Genomic DNA, 18457 nt, shown 5'->3' with positions numbered 1-18457 from the left:
ACATATGCGAAACAGATTTTTTCAACTCATCTGTTTTTTTGCAGCTGTGCTGGTTCTTTTTACAGCCTGCGAAAAAAATGAACTGAATACAACAGAGGTAAATAAACTTACAGCAAATGAAGCACAGGTAAAAGTGATGTTTGCTTCTTTCTATCGGTCTAATCCCCGTATTTACATCAAAGTAAATGATCAGATCGTGAGCAGTACATTAACAACGTTCACGCCTTTTCCGGGAGGAGGTTTAAATACAGGTGGCGGTAGTACAGCAGACTATCTTCGTGTAACAGCAGGCCAAAACAGCTTTGCTGTTGCGGTGCCGAAGTTTGGTACCAATGTCGATTCTTTGCAACTGGCTAATGTGCAGCAAACCGTTGCAGCGGGTAAAAAATATTCCTTGTATTTTGCCGATACAAGTGCAAACACCACCAGTCTTTTGGTTGAGGATTCGTTAACAGCGCCAGACTCTGGTTTTGTAATTTTTAAGTTTGTAAATATGATGCCCGATGTACCCACAGGTCTCGATCTCTACATTGGTAGTGTAAAAGTAGCATCAGCAATTCCGTACAAAGGTGTAAGCCCTTCGTTTGTTTTGCCCACAAATAATGCCTCTTCAACATGGGCTATCCGGGTAGCAGGTGGTACTACAAATCTTGTTACTTACGCCAATGCATCATCGCTGTCAAATCAGCGGGTGTTTACGGTATTGGCAAGAGGGTATAATGCCATTACATCAACCTCTACAGCTGAGCCGAGAAGGCGTTTAGTCAGCCTTATCTACAATCAGTAAAAAAGCAAAAAGGGCGTGTTGCAAAACACGCCCTTTTTTTATGCAATAAAATGTGTTGTTTTGCTGAATATTAATTGAACTGTAATTGAAACGCAGCGACCTCTTTTACATCCGTCTTTCCTTTATCATCAGCATTTTCATCTGTGCTGTAAAATTTGTAGCGTGGGCAATTACAGGTTCGTTGGTGATATTGAGTGATGCGTTGGAGTCGATCATCAATGTAGCAGCTGCTGCATTTGCGTGGTACAGCATTTATCTGTCGAACAAGCCAAGAGATACCGAGCATCCTTACGGTCATGGTAAGATCGAATTTTTCTCCATTGGTTTCGAGGGAGCGATGATCCTCATTGCAGGCGTCGGCATCCTGGTGCAGGCGGTGCAAGGCTTTATTCATCCGCAAAATCTCAAAGGGTTAACAGCCGGTTTATGGCTAACAGTAGCCGGTGGTGCAGCTAATTTTATACTGGGTTATTTCTTGGTGCAAACTGGTAAAAAGCGCAATAGTCTTACATTAACAGGCAACGGCAAACACATCCTCAGCGATAGTTACTCCAGCATTGGTGTATTGGTGGCAGTTGTGTTGATTTTGCTGACCGGTTATACATGGATTGATCCGTTGGCATCGGTATTTGCAGCAGCAGTAATTATTTTTACCGGCTTTCGGTTGATGAGTAAATCGGTTAAAGGTTTGATGGATGAGGTAGATATGAAAGTGGTAGATGAGCTCGTTGATATTTTAAAACTGAACAGAAAATCCGAATGGATTGATGTGCACAATATGCGTGTGCAACGTTTTGGCAATTACTATCATGTCGATTGTCATGTAACCATGCCGTATTATTATTCGTTAGAACAGGTGCATGATGAGTTAACAAAACTTGATACCGTACTGAATACAAATTTTCAAAAGGGGAGTATTGAATTTTTTATCCATACCGATCCCTGCATCAGCTCCAGCTGCAGGCACTGTTTGTTAACCGAATGCCCGGTGCGCAAACTTCCGTTTCAGCAACAGATCGAATGGAGTAAGGAAAATTTACTGCCAAATAAAAAACATGCTTTCCCCGAATAATTTATTCTTCTGCTTCGTAGGAGAAATGCAGATCGGTTAACGATTCAATTAAGGGTTTTACACGATAAATGTTGCGGTTAAACTTATTGCCGAGGATGATGATCGTTAATGAGTCGGGTAACACACGGTAGAAGGTTGCATTGTTACCATGCCACCATCCGTTGTGATAGACAATTTTTTTGCTTGGCGACAGTGTGTACATCCGCCAGCCAAAACCATAGTTATGTATACCGGGACGTTCGAAGCTGTAAGGCTGAAATGCAGAATCGAGTGTTGATTGTTTAAACAATTGGTTGGTATATAATGCCTGGTCCCATTTCAGCAAGTCACGCACAGTGCTGTAAATATTTTTATCGCCGTAAGTAAGATCCAAAAAGGTAAATGCTTCCTGTACGCCATTCCACATATAGCTTGGTGTTACCGTTGCAGAATCGGCATGGTTGTACACTTTTGTATTCGTCATTTGCAAAGGCGTAAAGAAGGTTGTCTGCAGATAATCGGCATACGATTTACCCGATACAGCTTCAATAATCAGTGCCAGCAATGCAAAATTGGTGTTGGAATAATTAAACCGGCGATTAATTGCATTCGCTAACTCTGGCTTGTAGGTAATGAGCGTTTGCAGCACATCTTTATTGGTAACGTTTACCTTTTTATCCCAGTTTATTTTTTCGAGATAGTAACCGTAGTTGGGTAAACCGCTTCGCTGGTTCAAGAGCATTTTAACCGTCATACCGCTATATGGAAAACCGGGAAAGAATTTCTGCAGCGAATCGTTGATGTTAAGCTTGCCTTCTTCAGCCAGTTTTAAAACAGCCATGGCTGTAAATGTTTTACTGGTCGATGCAATATGAAACGGAGTAGAAGCATTGATGGGATCTTTTCCACGGAGCCTTACAAGCCCATTGTATTTTTCAAACAACACATATCCGTTTTTTGCAACAAGCATGGAGCCGTTAAAGCCACTGTGCGACAGGTTTGAATCGTAAAAGTTATTGATTTTTCTTCTGTACTCTTTCAATTCAGCTTCGGGTAAGGGCGCAACAGGAGCAGCTGTTGATGCTAAATCTTTCTGTTGATTTTTTTTGTGTGCAGAACTGTTGCAGGCAGCAAGTAAAGTGATCAGTACTATAGAAAAGAACGTTCGTTTTTTGAACAACATCATGCTTTATATTTCAAATCGGTGGTTGAGTGATTGTACGAAAAATAGTGCCGAACAAGCTGCTTCAACGGAAAGTTGAAAAACTAACATTCTATTGGGCCTTGGTAGACTATCTTTGCGCTGCAAAATAAGCAAATCATACTTACAGTCATGGCAGAAAAAAAGACCACCAGTTATCCAAAAGACAAGATCAATATTCTCTTACTGGAAAACATCAGTGAAACAGCTGTACAAAATATTAAAAGCTTTGGTTATGCAAGTGTACGCAAGTTGAGTGGCGCACTGAGCGAAGAAGAACTCATCAAAGAAATTAAAGATGTGCATTTGCTTGGTATCCGTTCAAAAACACAAATAACAAAGAAGGTGCTCGATGCTGCAACAAAGCTGCAGGCTATTGGTTGTTTTTGTATTGGTGTAAACCAGGTAGATTTGAAATATGCTACAACCAAAGGTGTGGTGGTAATGAATGCACCTTACAGCAACACACGCAGCGTGGCCGAACTGGTTGTTGGTTTAAGCATTATCCTCATCAGACGAATTATTGATAAAAATAAAGCTGCACACGAAGGTATCTGGAACAAGGATGCCAAAGGCAGTTACGAATTGCGTGGAAAAACCTTGGGTATTATCGGTTACGGTAATATCGGCAGCCAGGTAAGTGTATTAGCCGAAGCAATGGGCATGAAAGTAATTTACTACGATGTTGTTACCAAGCTTCCGTTAGGCAATGCGGTACAGTATAAAAATTTAAAAGAGTTGTTGGGTAAATCGGATATCGTTACACTGCATGTTCCCGAAACCAATCAAACAAAAAACCTCATCAATAAAAACCTGCTCAAGCAGTTTAAAAAAGGAGCAATCCTGCTAAACTATGCACGTGGCGAAGTGGTTGATCTGGATGCATTGCGCCAGGCTTTACTCGATAAACATTTATCGGGTGCAGCTGTGGATGTATTTCCCTGGGAGCCGGAGAAAAACGGCGATCGTTTTCAAACACCATTACAGGATTTGCCCAACGTTATTCTTACCCCGCATATCGGCGGCAGTACCGAAGAAGCGCAGGAGAATATTGGTGAAGATGTAAGTAATAAACTGGTGCAGTATTTAGAAGGCGGCACCACCATTGGCTCGCATACTGTTCCCGAGCTGGCGTTACCTGTACAGGAAGGCACGCATCGTATTCTGCACATTCATAAGAACGTGCCGGGTGTATTGAGCCAGATCAACACACAGTTAAGTAAGCATAACATCAACATCCTCGGACAATATTTAAAAACCAACGACCAGATCGGTTACGTGGTATTGGATGTAGACAGTAAACTTTCGAAAAAAGCAGTTGAATTGCTAAAAGAAGTAAAAGAAACGATCAAGGTGCGGATGGTTTATTAATTTCGCAGCCTATGAAAGAAATGATTCAGAACCTTGTGGACGCTTTGAACCTGTCGCCCGACAATGTTCCCTTGCGTTTACAAGTGGCCAACCTGATGATGAATGAAAAAATGTATGCCGAAGCTGCCGATCAGCTGAGCGAAGTATTGAAACGCAGTTACGGTCATACATCCGCACAGCAACAACTGGCAGAATGTTTTTATCATCTCGGTAAATATTCCGCAGCCATTATAACGTACGAGCAGCTCGATTTTGAACAGTTACCTGTTCAGTCGGCTGCTTTTTTTATTCGTAGCTTAATCAAGGAACATTCCATTGAACAGGCGATTGAATTGTACAGGCATTTGCTGATGCAGCATCCGCAGTTTTCTGATGAAGAGATTGACAGGGAACTCCGTCTTGGCTCGTCAACAGATACCGGTGATGATGACTTTATGATGGATGACAGCAGTTTCTTTCTTGAAAAGCCAACCACCAAGTTCAGCGATGTAGGTGGCATGAAGAATGTGAAGAATGAAATCTCTTTAAAGATCATTCAACCGTTAAAAAATCCCGATCTGTACAAAGCATTTGGCAAGAAAGCTGGCGGAGGTATTTTGTTATACGGTCCTCCGGGCTGTGGTAAAACATTTATTGCCAAAGCAACAGCAGGAGAGATCGATGCCAAATTCATCAGTATTGGTTTACACGATATACTGGATATGTGGATTGGCAACAGCGAAAAAAATCTGCACCAGGTGTTTGAAGTAGCAAGAGCCAACAAACCTTGTGTTTTGTTTTTTGATGAAGTAGATGCATTAGGCAGCAGCCGATCCGATTTAAAGCAATCGGCTATGCGGCATGTCATCAACCAGTTTTTAGCTGAGCTCGATGGTGTGGATGCAGATAACGAAGGCATTTTAATATTGGCAGCAACCAATGCACCGTGGAGTGTGGATGGTGCTTTCAGAAGACCAGGACGTTTCGACCGCATCATTTTTGTTGCACCACCAGATGAAGAAGCAAGAGTGGATATACTGCAACAGCTGCTGAAAGATAAGCCGGTGGGCGAAATGGATGTAAAGAAAATTGCCGCACAGAGCGAAGGTTATTCAGGTGCCGACTTCAACGCAGTAATTGATATTGCAATTGAGGATAAATTAACGCAGTCAATTGAAACAGGCGAACTGCAACCGCTTACTACCAAAGATATTCTGCGTGCATTAAAAGTGCACAAACCCACCACACAGGAATGGTTCAGCAGTGCACGCAATTATGCACTTTATGCCAACGAATCGGGTTTGTACGATGATATTCTCAAGTATTTAAAGATTAAACGGTAGCGCCGTACTTTTCTATGGAGCCAAACAATGTACACATCAGCAGAGCCGAGCTGTTGCTGGAACAGGGCAGGATCAACGATGCTGTGAAAGAATTAAAAAATGCGTTGCAGCAGGAACCCGATAATGCGTATTCGTATGCATTATATGCACGTTGCCATTATGCAAAAGGAGAGTATAGCCAGGGACTTGAAAAAATACAACAGGCGATTGCACTCGAACCGGATGAGGCTTATTATTTCTATCTGCGTGGGTTTGCTTATTATCATTTGAACCAACTGGCAATGGCAACAACAGAGTTGAACAAAGCCATCAGTTTGTATCCTTATCATGCAGAATATTTCGGCTTGTATGCCTTTATCTTACTCGATGACAGAAAGTATGAACTGGCGCTTGAAAAAGCAAACGAAGGATTGGAACTCGATCCTGAGAATATAACCAGCTTAAATGCACGGGCAAGAGCACTCAATAAACTGAAGCGAACTGATGAAGCGGTAGAAACCATGCAGGATGCATTAAGCAATGCGCCTGAAAGTGATTTTACCCATGTAACCATTGGCTTCAATCATCTCGAACGTGGCCGACATAAAGAAGCACAGCAGCATTTCCGGGAAGCATTGCGGTTATCGCCCAACTTACATTCTGCAAAAGAAGGTTTGAAAGAAGCGTTGAAAGCCAATTTCCCGCCTTACCGTTTTCTGTTACAGTTAGGTTTCTGGCTCGCCGAGAAAGGGCAGGGCTTTCGCATTGGTTTCTCCATTGGTTTGTACATCCTGTTTCGTTTTGTAACAAGTATGGCTGCATCAACACCGGGTATACGATGGATACTGGTACCGGTTATTATTCTTTACTTGTTGTATGTTTCGTTTAGCTGGATCGGTAGCTCTGTTGCAAATTTCATGTTGTTGTTTCATAAAGATGGAAAATACATCCTCAATAACTGGGAGCGGTATACAGCCATTGCAATTGTTGTGTTGCTGTTGAGTGGTATTGCACTTGGTTCAACAGCATATATCGCCAATATGAACATTAACCTTACACTGGCAGGTATTATACTTGCAACCATGTGTATGCCGGTAAGCCGGTTCGAAGAGGGCGATACAATGCAGCTGCGTTCGGTAAAAGCAATTTTTACATCGGCACTTATTGTAGCAGGTCTTACAGCTGTTTTATTCGCATTGCTCAATAGTTCAGCTGCAGGAATTGCAGTTGGAATTTATTTTGTTGGGTTGATTATTTACACCTGGACATCGGGTGGATGGGACCGAAATTAAATTTTTCCGATATTTTCAAAAAATATTGAAAACTTCGTAAATTTGAGGAGTTAAACACTCTTTATGAAACTTCTTATCCTGGGTGGTGGCTTTGGCGGTTTACGCCTTGCCCGACTGCTCAACAATAAACCCGGTATCGACATCACCATTATTGATCGCTTTAATTATCACCAGTTTCAGCCGCTGTTTTACCAGGTAGCAACTGCAGCACTCGATGCCAGCAATATTTCCTTTCCGTTACGCAAAGCTTTTCATAACAGCAAGAACGTACGCATCCGCATGGCCGAGATAGAACGGATTGATACGGTTACCAAACAGGTGATCACCAATGAAGACAGCTACAGCTACGATTACCTGGTTATTGCAACCGGCGCCAGCACCAATTTCTTCGGCAATAAAAATTTGGAGCAACATGCTTTTCCGATGAAGAGTACGGTGGAGGCATTGCAGTTGCGGCACAAACTCATCCAGAATTTTGAAGATGCCTTGCACACAAACGATGCAACAGAACTGCAGCGCCTGATGAATATTGTGGTGGTAGGTGGTGGCCCAACCGGTGTAGAGTTGAGTGGCGCTATCGCTGAAATGAAAAAATATGTGTTACCGAAAGATTATCCCGAACTGGACTTTTCAAAGATGAATATCTACCTGCTCGAAGCTGCGGGTAAAACATTAGCAGCAATGAGTGAACAAAGCAGCAACAACAGTTTAACCTATCTGCAACGCTTGGGCGTAACGGTAAAAATCAATGCGCTGCTGCAGGATTATGATGGCGAAAACGTAACGTTGAAAGATGGAACGCTTATTCCTTCAAAACTGGTGATCTGGGCAGCAGGTATTAAAGGCAACATTCCTGCAGGTATCGACCCTTCGCTTGTTGCAAGAGGTAACCGTATTAAAGTGGATGCATTCAATTTTGTACAGGGCATGAACAATGTGTTTGCAATCGGCGACATTGCTTACATGGAAGAAGAAGCTTTTCCCAACGGTCATCCACAGGTTGCACCGGTTGCTATACAACAAGCCACATTACTGGCAAAAAATTTGCTTCATCTGCGACAAGGAAAAATAGCCCAACCTTTCCGGTATAACGACAAAGGTGCGATGGCAACTGTAGGACGCAACCTGGCAGTGGTTGATGTGCCGAAACCAAAGCTTCATTTCGGTGGTTTCTTTGCCTGGTTAATCTGGATGGGGTTGCACCTGATGTTGATATTGGGTGTTAAGAACAGGTTCTTTGTTTTTACCAACTGGTTGTATAACTATGTTACCTACGATCAGAGTCTGCGGTTAATTTTTAAAGAGTTTTATCGTAAAGACGAAGTAAACAATTAAAAACAAACATCCTTGTCTGTTGCTTGTTAGTGTATGGTACGAATTAAACAGTAAACAAATTGTATGAAGGCATTTCTTACAGCCGAATGGCGAAACCTGGTGATGATGAATTTTGTGGTATCGGAGGATGTGTTGAAACCTTATTTGCCAAAGGATGTGGAACTGGATGCGTTTGAAGGAAAATGTTATGTAAGCTTTGTTGCTTTTCATTTTCTCAACACCAAAGTAAAAGGTATCGGTTTTCCTTTTCACAGAGACTTTGCAGAAATTAACCTGCGTTTTTATGTACGCTATAAAGAGGGGAATGAAGTAAAAAGAGGCGTGGTGTTCATTAGCGAACTCGTTCCCAAGCCGGCTATTGCATGGGTAGCGAAACTTTTTTACAAAGAGAAGTATACCTACACACCTATTAAAAGTAAAGTAGAACATACTACCTCCCGTTTCCTGCATTTCGAATGGGGCAGACAACTGCAACACAAATTAAACGTAGAAACAGCCGGTATTGTACAACCGATTGTAGCAGGCAGCAAGGAAGAATTTATTTTTGAACATTACTGGGGTTACACATCATTGTCTGCTTTTCGTACAGGTGAATACAAAGTAGAACACCCCCGCTGGAATATTTACCCGGTTACGAATTTTTCTTTTACAATCGATTTTCAACAATTGTATGGCGATGCATTTGCTTTTTTAAATGATGTGCAGCCCGATTCGTTGTTTGTTGCCGAAGGATCGGCAGTGAGCGTATACGATCGAAAGATTCTTTGATGTAATTCGGCTGTCTCTTCTTTCTATAAAAACGGATGCCTGAACTGCGGATATTTTTTCTTGCGTTCGTTCAATTCCTGTACATACCGCTCCATTTCTGAGGGGTCGTAGATATTGTCTTTGGCAAAGAACAGCTTTCCTTCGTGGTAGTTGTACACTGCCCAGTTGATCGTAGGATCGAAGATGAGTGTATCGCCAATCAGAAAAAGATCGAATGCATATTTGATCGCCATTTTCCAGGTCATCAGCAAGGGCTGTTCGTTACTGTCGGTTAATACAAATACATAATTGCCGAAGGGAATGCCCCGGTTGTACATCCATTTTTTCAGCAAAGGAATATTTTCCTGTACATCAACTGCATGTTCAAACTGTTCAATGATCTTATAATTTTTGTACGAAAACGGAGCCCAGCCACCATCCGATAACAAACAGGCATGATCAATAAACTCATACAGAAATTTACGGGCAGTTGTATCAAGGAAAAAGATCTGTGCTTTGTGCGTTTCGGGTAAAGCATCAAACTCCGCAGCCGTGCCAAACACAGAGCATTGATTGGGACGGGGAGTGGTAAAGTTTTTGATATTGCTGAAATCGATCAAGTGTGAAGGTTTGTCGGATTAAAATACAATGAAATAAAGAGAATGAAAGTAAAGGTTATTGTTGCCTTGGTTCGTGGCGACAAGAACCAGGGCGTTAGTGCGCTATGGTAATTGGTCAGAGACCTAAGCAAGAGAGATAAAGTAATTGAAGGCAAATATATTACTCTGTTTTTGAGTTGGATTTTTCAAAGTTTAGATGGTCTAATATTTTTTCAATTATATTTCTTAAATCTGTTAACGCAAAAATATTTGCGAAGAAAAATTCTGTGCCAAATTCATTTTTTATAATTTCTACTCCGTTTATTTTTTTAACAGATTCCTCTAGCTCCTTTGTAATTTTTCTTTTTTCTGAAGAATGTACCAGCTGATTCCTAAGTTTATTGTATTGTAGTAATAGCTCCCACTCTGTAGCAATGGCGGAAAAGTTTAAGTCGATTACTTTTTCCAAATATTGCTTGTATTTGAAAATACCCTTCCCCCCCAAAAATCTGATACTTTTATTTTCTGATCTTTTTCGAGAACCTTGCATAAGGAGAATAAGCTAGTCTCGCAAAATGAATACATTGCGATGATTAGTGATTCAAAGTAAATGTCTTTATAATGAGAATACTGCAACGTTGCGTATTTATGCGCAATAGATTCGCTTGGAATAAGTTCATTTTTTTCTATATCCTGTAGCGAAGATTCAATTAGTTTTTCTATTTGTTTAATGTAGGAATTGTAAAAAAGAAGCCTGAAACCTATTTCTTTGTATCTATTTATTCCGTCTTTATTAAATCTAGATATCAAATATTGCATGTTATCTTTTTTATTAAAATTAATTATATAGAGGTAGCCTCTATATGCTTTGTTTTTTATTCTTCTTCAATATCTTCCTCGCCCTCGAATGAAACGCTGCTGTTTCATATTCCCAGCGTTCTTCAATAACCGTAATAATTTCAGGAAGTATTTCAGGGTATTCCTTAGACAGCTGTTCAAGTATCGTTAATGAAAATGCTTTTACAGCAGCTTTCTCCTGCACATCGCAGATAAACGAAAAGCAGGCATCCATTACTTCGCCTTTCAGTTCTTCGGGTATTTGCAGGTACTGTAAAATGCGGGTGATGTTGCGGCGCACAGCATTGTGCAAACCGGGCTTGCGTAATAAGCTTACCAACAGCGGCAAATGTTTTTGCAGCAGTTGTGGTTGTGTTTCGGCCAGCAAACCAATGGGCCAGGCTGCACGTTGTACCACACGGTATTCATCGGTTATAAACAAATGCAGCAGTTCATCCATCCGCTTTTGCGATGTGCCGATCCATTGCACAATCTTCTGCGCCTGTGCTTTGTTGTGTTCGGTTAGTATTTCTTCACGGAGGTTCAGTCGCTGAGAGATAAAAAAGTGAAAAAGTAAAGCTTAAGAGTTTGAAAAAGTAGAAAGAGTTTAAAAAGTTTGAGGCTGAGGTTAAGAAGTTTGTTGCAGTTGGTTTAATACCTGTACGCAGGCAATTACTTCGGCTTCATCAACCGTAACAGACGAGAGGTCTTCGTTCATCTGTTTGTTCAGGTAGTTCATGCCGCTTGCAAGATTGGTTCGTGCGGAAGTATGCAGTTCTACTGCACCGGTAAACTGTGCAAGCTCTGCAAGGTTGGTATGCCGTACACCACTGCCGGGCATGATGATGATACGCTCATCTGCTGCAGTAATCAATTGCTTTAATGTTTCCTTACCTGCAGTTATGTTGGGGTGTAAACCGGAAGTAAGCACACGTTCGCAACCAAGTTCAATCAATGTATCCAATGCTTCCAGTGCATCTCTTGTACGGTCGAATGCACGATGGAAGGTAACGCCCATCGGGTAGGCCAGTTCAACCAGTGTTGCTGTACGGGCTTTATCAACAGTGCCATCTGCATTTAATAAACCAAACACCACACCATCGCAGCCCAGTTGTTTGCAGAGATGAATGTCTTCTTTCATCGCAGCAAACTCATCGGCACTATAAAGAAAGTCACCACCACGTGGACGGATCATCGTGTACAGTTCAATCGATGCCAGTGCTCTTGCTTTTTTGATCATGCCGTACGATGGGGTAGTGCCTCCTTCGCCGGGATTATCACATAGTTCTATACGATGTGCCCCTGCTTTTTGAATGATGCTGCACGATTCGATGCTGAAGGCAATTACTTCTAGTTTATAATGCACAATAAAAATGTTTATAGTTTATAGGTTTATAGTTGGGGTGTTTAACAAGAAACAACAAACCATAAACCAGCAACTGTTTAACTGAACCAGCTTTTTGTATTCATCGATTTTTCAATACTGTTGTTGCGTATTGCCATCGAAAAGTTTTTCATAACAGAATAACCACCGTATTCACCTTTTTTGTTAATGGCAATAAAGCAAGCCTGTACATTCTTTGCATTTACGCCGTTGTTTTTCACAATACGACGGATGGCTTCTTTACACGCAGCTTCGGGGCTTGCACCGTGGCGCATCATTTCAACCACTGTATGCGAACCACAGATTTTTACCATTTCTTCGCCCACACCTGTTGCCGATGCTGCACCAACTTCATTATCTACAAATAAACCGGCACCAATAATCGGAGAGTCGCCTACACGTCCATCCATTTTAAACGCCATACCGCTGGTAGTACATGCACCGCAAAGATTCCCTTTTGCATCCAGCGCAATCATACCAATGGTATCGTGGTTTAATACTTCACTTGGCCATTTGTACAACATGGCTTCCTGTTTTTCGTAGCCTTCACGTTTCAGTTTTTCTTCCAGTTCTTTTACTGTTCGTAACGGATCGTAGTTGGATGTTTTCAACCACTCTTTCCACGCTTGTTCGCTTTCGGGAGTAAGCAGGTTGGTACGTTTAAAGCCTTGCGATAAAGCAAACTTCAATGCACCTTCGCCAACCAATTGCACATGCGGCGTTTTTTCCATCACCAAACGGGCTACCTGTACCGGATGTAAAATATCTTCAAGTGCCATTACTGCACCGCACTGTCCTTTTTCATTCATCACACACGAATCAACCGTTACTTTTCCATCTCTGTCGGGTAAGCCACCGTAGCCAACACTGTTATCGCTTGGGTCTGCTTCGGGTACCATTACACCTGTAACCACCGCATCCAATGCATAACCTCCTTTGCTTAAAACCTCCCAGGCCGCTTTGTTTGCTTTCATGTTATGTGCCCATGTAGAAACTACCAACGGACCTTTGGCAGGCGCTGCTGTTGCGGCAAAACCTTTGGTGCCGACAAGTGTGGCCGACAGGCCGGTAAGTTGTAAAAAACGTCTTCTGTTGATCATGCTTGTATTGTTAAGGAGTAGTGAATGTAGGGTGTTTTAAAAAAAAAACTGCAGTTGATTTTAAACCTTCATTTTGTCTGCAGGTCTCTTATACACAAATGCAAGTAAAGAAAATAAATGCATCAAAAATCATTAACCAAATAAAAATAAACACATGAAATAAACATTAAAAATTATCGTGCCGTCATACAGACGCTTTAATAATAATTTTTAATGTTTATACAATGTGACAATTAAAAACAACAAAAAATAAACACATGAAAAAAGCCCTCTTTTTATCCGTAGTAGTAGCCGCAGTAATCCTTGGTTCAGTGAACGAAGCATCGGCCCAGGCAAAGCGTAAACTCGACCGTAGAGAAAACCGTTTCGATCGTCGTGAAGATGTACGGGATCGTAAAGAAGATGTACGTGACCGTAAGGAAGATGTAAGAGATCGCCGTGAAGATATTCGTGACCGTAGGGAAGATGTACGTGATGCAAAACATGATGGCGGCGTAAAAGATCGTATGGAAGATGTAAGAGACCGTCGTGAAGATGTGCGTGATCGCAAGGAAGATAAAAAAGATCGTCGTGAAGATGTGCGTGATCGTAAGGAAGACCGCAGAGACCGTCGCAATGGAATTTTTTAGACATACTATCCCTATGCAAGAGCACTCTTCCCTATACATGGGTAACATGAAACATGTTACCCTTTTTTGTTTACTAGCTTAACCAATATTTTCCAGTTGCTGCAGAACAGGAATCAACGCATGTCCCTGTTTGGTGAGATAGTATTCGATATGCAGTGGCTTTTGTTTGATCACCACTTTTTCTAATAAACCTGTTTCCTCCAGTTCTTTTAACGCTGCAGCAATTGCCTGCTTGTTCGAACCTTTGAGTGTACGCAAAAGACTGCTGAAACGGAGTGGCTGCTCCACTGCAAGACGAAGAATCTCCGGCTTCCATTTGCCTGCTACCAGCTTTAACATCGCCTGTGCAGGACAAGTAGCTTCATTTTCATTGCTATTGTTAGTAGTCATCTTTTTTTGACTTATTGTTTGCCATAAACAGCCGGTTGAACTTTGTGCAAAATTAAACGATAATATGGCACAGTACACAAGTGAGGCACACGATACAGCGCAACATGCAATCGATAGCACAACAGTAAACACAAACAGCAGTAACCCTTTGTTATGTAATCCGGAAACAGGCATTTGCGAATTGCCGATGCAGCAAACGGTTACAAACAACACAAACGCATTGGTGGCCGTTGAAAAGCCGATCAAAGTAATTTACTATACAGATCCCATTTGCTCTACTTGTTGGGGTATTGAGCCGCAGTTACGAAAACTGAAATTGGAGTATGGCGATATTCTTGCAATTGAATACAGAATGGGAGGCTTGTTACCCGACTGGAGTTACAACAGTGGGGGCATCAGCAAACCTTCGGATGTGGCACATCATTGGGATGAAGTGAGTGGTTATTACGATATGCCTATTGATGGTGATGTTTGGCTGGAAGATCCTTTGCATTCTTCTTATCCTCCTTCTGTTGCATTTAAAGCTGCGCAGCTACAGGATAAAGAAAAAGCAATTGCTTTTTTGCGTGAAATGCGTACGATGCTTTTTCTGCAAAAGAAAAATATTACACGCTGGGAACATCTTGCAGCTGCAGCCGTAACAGCAGGTTTAAACAGCATACAACTAAAAGAAGATTATGAAGGAAAAGCTGTTGAGTTGTTTCAAGAAGATCTTGCACTTGCAAAAAAGCTTGCTGTGAGAGGTTTCCCCAGCATGTTCTTTACCGATGCAGCCGGACGTACGGAATTGGTGTACGGATCAAAACCGTATGCAGTATATGCAAACACTGTTGCAAAACTTTACCCCGAAGCCAGTAAAAGAACTTACAGTAAAAGCTGGAACGATTTGTTTGTGAAGTTTCAATCGTTAACGGCAAAAGAATTTGCTGAGTTAGGGGATGTTTCTCGTGCAGCAAGTGAAGCAATGCTGGAAGAATTGACAGCGAAAGGGATGCTGCAGAAAATAGAAAGCAAAAATGGTTCGTTGTGGAAGATGAAAGTAGGTAAGAAACAATAATGCAATAAACGAAACTGAAACCGAACCGTCTGGCACACTCGTCAGACGGTTCGGTTGATATCAATGAATTCTGTCGCCACGTACCTCCATACGTTGCATCAAGTCCTTTTCAAACGCCAGCCATTCTTTCCAGCGGTCACGCACTTTTTTCTTAGGCAGGTAATGTTCAGCCAAAGTGATAAACAGCGTATAGTGTCCCGCCTCGCTTTCCATAAATTTTCGGTAAAACTTCCGCAGGTAGGCATCGTTCAATCCTTCGCTCAAACGTTTAAAACGTTCGCAGCTGCGGGCTTCAATCAAGGCCATGGTTAATAATTCATCCAGGAAACGGTCGTCTACATGTCCGCCTTTTTTCTGGAAGCTGAGCAGCTCATTCACATAAATATCTTTTCGTTGTTTACCCAGCTTTAAGCCCCGTTTTTGCAATTCGGCCAACACAGCTCTGAAGTGTCCCCATTCTTCGGTAACAATCGGAGCAAGTTCCATTACCAGTTTTTCGTATTGGCTGTAACGCTGAATAAGTGATATACAGGTGGTGGCAGCTTTCTGCTCGCAGTAAGCATGGTCGGTCAATATTTCTTCCAGCGACAGCGGAGCGAGGTCAACCCAACGGGGATCGCTGGGTAATTGCAGACCCAGTATATTTTTAACGTCTATGGTTTCTTCTTGCATAGTGCAAAAATAAAGGCTCCCGGGAAACCGGAAGCCGAAGGTGTTAAAACTTAAAGTTGAAAGGTGTCAACCACAGGTCAGCTCGACCATTTTTAAAATCAATTGGGTGTTTTTGGTTAGCTGATTTTATAGTGCAAAAAGACATCTTTATTTCATGCGAAACAATACCACAAAGTGGGTAGCAGGTTATGGAATGGATATGTTTCATCGTTACTGTTTTTTTTCTTTAATTTCCACCCATAATCTGTCTTATGCGATTGATCCCATTCCTCATTTCATCCGCCGTAACTATTGGTCTTGCGTATACACTCAATACACGTATTGGTCCTGCTCCGGCACTTGGTAAATTTTTAAGTCCGCAACATGGTTTCTGGCAAAATGCCGAACCCGCTGATAAGAACTTTAGTGAAGAACTTGTTTTTCCGCAACTGAATGGCAACGCCAGTGTGTATTTCGACGAGCGTTTGGTGCCGCATGTAGTGGCCGATAACGATGCGGATGCTTATTTCATTCAAGGTTACCTGCATGCGAAATTCCGTTTATGGCAAATGGAATTTTCTACACACGCTGCTGCAGGCCGTGTAAGTGAAATCATTGGCGAACGTGCAATTAATTTCGATAGAGAGCAACGTCGTATCGGGATGGTATTTGCCGCTGAGAATATGTTGAAAGAAATGGAAGCGAATGAGTTTACCAAACTATCGGTCGATAATTATACCAAAGGCGTGAATGCCTACATTGAAACCTTAGCCGAAAGTGAATTGCCCATTGAATATAAAATTCTTGGTTACAGTCCTGAAAAATGGAACAACCTTAAAACCGCACTCTTCATTAAACAAATGACGAAGACGCTTGCATTTTCGGTTGATGATTTGCCGTTAACGGCTTTACGCAAAGTATTCAGCGATGACCAAATCGAAATTCTTTATCCGCAATTACAGGATTCGTTAGATCCGATTGTACCGAAAGGAACCACGTTTGCTCCGCCAGCCGCAACAGCTGTTGCACCAGCGGGTGTTGATTCAGTTTATTTGCAGAAAAAGGATTCATCTTTGAAAATGGCATTCATTGATCAGCCATCGAAAGACAACGGAAGTAACAACTGGGCGGTAAGTGGTGCCAAAACAAAAAGTGGAGCACCCATTCTTTGTAACGATCCGCACCTTGAATTGAGTCTGCCTGCCATTTGGTACGAAATGCAGATCACTACCAATAACATAAACGCTTATGGCGTATCCTTCCCTGGTATACCGGGCGTGGTAATTGGCTTCAACGACAGTATTGCATTTGGTTTTACCAATGCCGGCAGAGATGTGCGTGATTTTTATGAGATCAAATTCAAAGACAATACAAAAAAACAATACTGGTTCAACAACGAATGGAGAGATGCGCCGCAGCGTGTGGAAGAAATTAAAATAAAAGGAAAACCTTCTGTGTTTGATACAGTGGCTTATACCGTGTTTGGCCCTGTTACGTACGATGAAAGTTTTACCACTCCGCTCACCAATAAAAAAGCAATTGCCACCCGCTGGATTGCACACGACCCCAGCAACGAATTGCTGATGTGGCATTATCTTGATCGAGCAAAGAATTACGATGATTACTACAATGCCATCAAATACTTTACGGTACCTGCACAGAACATGATTTTTGCCAGCAAGCGGGGCGATATTGCTTTGTGGCAGCAAGGCCATTTTCCATTGCGTTGGAACAGACAGGGCTTGTACGTTATGCCGGGACAAGACAGCAGTTACATTTGGCAGGGCATTATTCCGCCCGATGAAAATCCGCACCAGGTAAATCCCGAAAGAGGTTTTGTAAGCAGTGCCAATCAGCGTCCGGTTGATGGTACGTATCCTTACTTTATTCCCGGTGGTTATGATGTGTATCGTGGGTTGGAAATAAACAGGAGGCTGTCAAAAATGAATGGCATTACCACTGCCGATATGCAGCAGCTGCAGAATGTAAATTATAATCCGTTTGCAGAAGTGGTGACCAAGCTGATGCTGAAGTATACCAATGCTGCTTCGCTTACCGGTGATGAAAAACGTTTCTTTGAAATGATAAAGCAGTGGGATCTGCAAAACACAGTTACTTCAAAAGCGGCAACTGTTTTCCAGGTTTGGTTCGATAGTCTGGAAACGAAGATCTGGTACGATGAATTGACGCAACAGGATTCTGTTGTGTATGCGTGGCCTTATGAAAATACATTGGCCGATGCACTCACAAGAGATTCTGCCTTTGTGTTTATTGATGATATACGCACACCGGCCAAAGAAACCATTTACGATGTGTTTGCTGCTTCGTTAAAAGCAGCAACACCTGCATTGCTGCAAAAAGAAAAAGAAGGAAAGCTGGAATGGGCGGCCAATAAAAACACAACGGTGTATCACATACTCAAAGATGCTGTAATGCCTTTTGCCCGCAAAGGATTAAACATCGGCGGAGGCAAACACATCATCAACGCCACACAGCACAGTCATGGCCCCAGCTGGCGAATGATTGTGGAGTTGACCAATGAAACAGATGCGTATGTGGTGTATCCCGGCGGACAAAGTGGTAACCCCGGCAGTAAGTATTACGATCAGTTTATTGATACATGGGCTGCCGGTAATTATTACAAAGCATGGGTAATGAAGAAAGGAGAGGATAAGAACCCGAAAGTAAAATGGACAATGACATTTAAAAAAGCATGATTTTCGAT

Annotated in this window: 19 protein-coding genes; 10 read left to right on the top strand and 9 right to left on the bottom strand. The window is 42.0% G+C overall.

Annotated features, from left to right (window positions below):
* Nucleotides 1-4 precede the first annotated feature (4 nt).
* Together IQ13_RS04220 and IQ13_RS04215 are read left to right on the top strand one after the other, a co-directional pair.
* A complete protein-coding gene (locus IQ13_RS04220) occupies nt 5-787 on the top strand; it encodes a DUF4397 domain-containing protein (protein ID WP_144884796.1) in 783 nt (260 codons plus the stop codon).
* Between the two features lie 85 nt (nt 788-872).
* A complete protein-coding gene (locus IQ13_RS04215; RefSeq protein ID WP_144884795.1) occupies nt 873-1859 on the top strand; it encodes a cation diffusion facilitator family transporter in 987 nt (328 codons plus the stop codon).
* A gap of 1 nt (nt 1860) precedes the next feature.
* On the opposite strand, the gene IQ13_RS04210 is transcribed toward IQ13_RS04215, so the two are convergent.
* The gene (locus IQ13_RS04210) at nt 1861-3024 is read right to left on the bottom strand and encodes a serine hydrolase domain-containing protein (protein WP_144884794.1); all 1164 of its coding nucleotides are present in this window, start codon (nt 3022-3024) and stop codon (nt 1861-1863) included.
* 147 nt (nt 3025-3171) lie between these two features.
* Here IQ13_RS04210 and serA point away from each other — a divergent pair, with 147 nt between their 5' ends.
* From serA to IQ13_RS04185, 5 genes are all read left to right on the top strand, one after another.
* Nucleotides 3172-4410 carry a phosphoglycerate dehydrogenase gene (gene serA, locus IQ13_RS04205; protein WP_144884793.1) on the top strand — a complete coding sequence of 413 codons (1239 nt, stop codon included), beginning with the start codon at nt 3172-3174 and terminating at the stop codon, nt 4408-4410.
* An 11-nt stretch (nt 4411-4421) separates the two neighbouring features.
* A complete protein-coding gene (locus IQ13_RS04200; protein WP_199758163.1) occupies nt 4422-5732 on the top strand; it encodes an ATP-binding protein in 1311 nt (436 codons plus the stop codon).
* Nucleotides 5733-5746: 14 nt separating this feature from the next.
* A complete protein-coding gene (locus IQ13_RS04195; protein ID WP_144884792.1) occupies nt 5747-7003 on the top strand; it encodes a tetratricopeptide repeat protein in 1257 nt (418 codons plus the stop codon).
* Nucleotides 7004-7066: 63 nt separating this feature from the next.
* Nucleotides 7067-8338 carry an NAD(P)/FAD-dependent oxidoreductase gene (locus tag IQ13_RS04190; RefSeq protein ID WP_144884791.1) on the top strand — a complete coding sequence of 424 codons (1272 nt, stop codon included), beginning with the start codon at nt 7067-7069 and terminating at the stop codon, nt 8336-8338.
* A gap of 63 nt (nt 8339-8401) precedes the next feature.
* Nucleotides 8402-9106: a YqjF family protein gene (locus tag IQ13_RS04185; protein ID WP_144884790.1), complete on the top strand. Its 705-nt coding sequence runs from the start codon at nt 8402-8404 to the stop codon at nt 9104-9106.
* Nucleotides 9107-9129: 23 nt separating this feature from the next.
* Here IQ13_RS04185 and IQ13_RS04180 read toward each other — a convergent pair whose 3' ends face one another.
* The 6 genes from IQ13_RS04180 to IQ13_RS04155 form a co-directional block, all read right to left on the bottom strand.
* Entirely contained in the window at nt 9130-9705 is a 576-nt protein-coding gene (locus tag IQ13_RS04180) for a hypothetical protein (protein ID WP_144884789.1), read from the bottom strand.
* A gap of 160 nt (nt 9706-9865) precedes the next feature.
* A complete protein-coding gene (locus IQ13_RS04175; RefSeq protein ID WP_144884788.1) occupies nt 9866-10153 on the bottom strand; it encodes a hypothetical protein in 288 nt (95 codons plus the stop codon).
* Nucleotides 10141-10503: a hypothetical protein gene (locus IQ13_RS04170; protein ID WP_144884787.1), complete on the bottom strand. Its 363-nt coding sequence runs from the start codon at nt 10501-10503 to the stop codon at nt 10141-10143. Before IQ13_RS04170 ends, IQ13_RS04175 begins: the two co-directional genes overlap by 13 nt.
* A 40-nt stretch (nt 10504-10543) precedes the next feature.
* A complete protein-coding gene (locus IQ13_RS04165; RefSeq protein ID WP_510184506.1) occupies nt 10544-11050 on the bottom strand; it encodes a HEAT-like fold family protein in 507 nt (168 codons plus the stop codon).
* Between the two features lie 99 nt (nt 11051-11149).
* Complete coding sequence (locus tag IQ13_RS04160; RefSeq protein WP_199758162.1) at nt 11150-11887, bottom strand: copper homeostasis protein CutC; 738 nt, start codon at nt 11885-11887, stop codon at nt 11150-11152.
* Nucleotides 11888-11964: 77 nt separating this feature from the next.
* Complete coding sequence (locus tag IQ13_RS04155) at nt 11965-13005, bottom strand: glycosylasparaginase (protein WP_144884785.1); 1041 nt, start codon at nt 13003-13005, stop codon at nt 11965-11967.
* Nucleotides 13006-13262: 257 nt separating this feature from the next.
* Between IQ13_RS04155 and IQ13_RS04150 the strand changes: the two genes are divergently transcribed.
* A complete protein-coding gene (locus IQ13_RS04150; RefSeq protein ID WP_144884784.1) occupies nt 13263-13634 on the top strand; it encodes a hypothetical protein in 372 nt (123 codons plus the stop codon).
* A gap of 78 nt (nt 13635-13712) precedes the next feature.
* Here the strand turns inward: IQ13_RS04150 and IQ13_RS04145 are convergent, their stop codons facing one another.
* On the bottom strand, nt 13713-14024 hold the full coding sequence (locus tag IQ13_RS04145; protein WP_144884783.1) for a winged helix-turn-helix transcriptional regulator: 312 nt from the start codon (nt 14022-14024) through the stop codon (nt 13713-13715).
* A 64-nt stretch (nt 14025-14088) separates the two neighbouring features.
* Between IQ13_RS04145 and IQ13_RS04140 the strand changes: the two genes are divergently transcribed.
* A complete protein-coding gene (locus tag IQ13_RS04140) occupies nt 14089-15081 on the top strand; it encodes a ClpXP adapter SpxH family protein (protein ID WP_144884782.1) in 993 nt (330 codons plus the stop codon).
* A gap of 60 nt (nt 15082-15141) precedes the next feature.
* Here the strand turns inward: IQ13_RS04140 and IQ13_RS04135 are convergent, their stop codons facing one another.
* Complete coding sequence (locus tag IQ13_RS04135; RefSeq protein WP_144884781.1) at nt 15142-15753, bottom strand: MiaE family protein; 612 nt, start codon at nt 15751-15753, stop codon at nt 15142-15144.
* A gap of 251 nt (nt 15754-16004) precedes the next feature.
* Here IQ13_RS04135 and IQ13_RS04130 point away from each other — a divergent pair, with 251 nt between their 5' ends.
* Nucleotides 16005-18449 (top strand): penicillin acylase family protein, encoded by a 2445-nt coding sequence (locus IQ13_RS04130; RefSeq protein WP_144884780.1) that lies wholly within the window; start codon nt 16005-16007, stop codon nt 18447-18449.
* Nucleotides 18450-18457 lie beyond the last annotated feature (8 nt).

The sequence above is a fragment of the Lacibacter cauensis genome, assembly GCF_007830055.1.
GTDB classification, from domain to species: domain Bacteria; phylum Bacteroidota; class Bacteroidia; order Chitinophagales; family Chitinophagaceae; genus Lacibacter; species Lacibacter cauensis.
The sequence above is the reverse complement of the archived record's forward strand: the minus strand, read 5'-3'. Positions and strand labels throughout refer to the sequence as shown.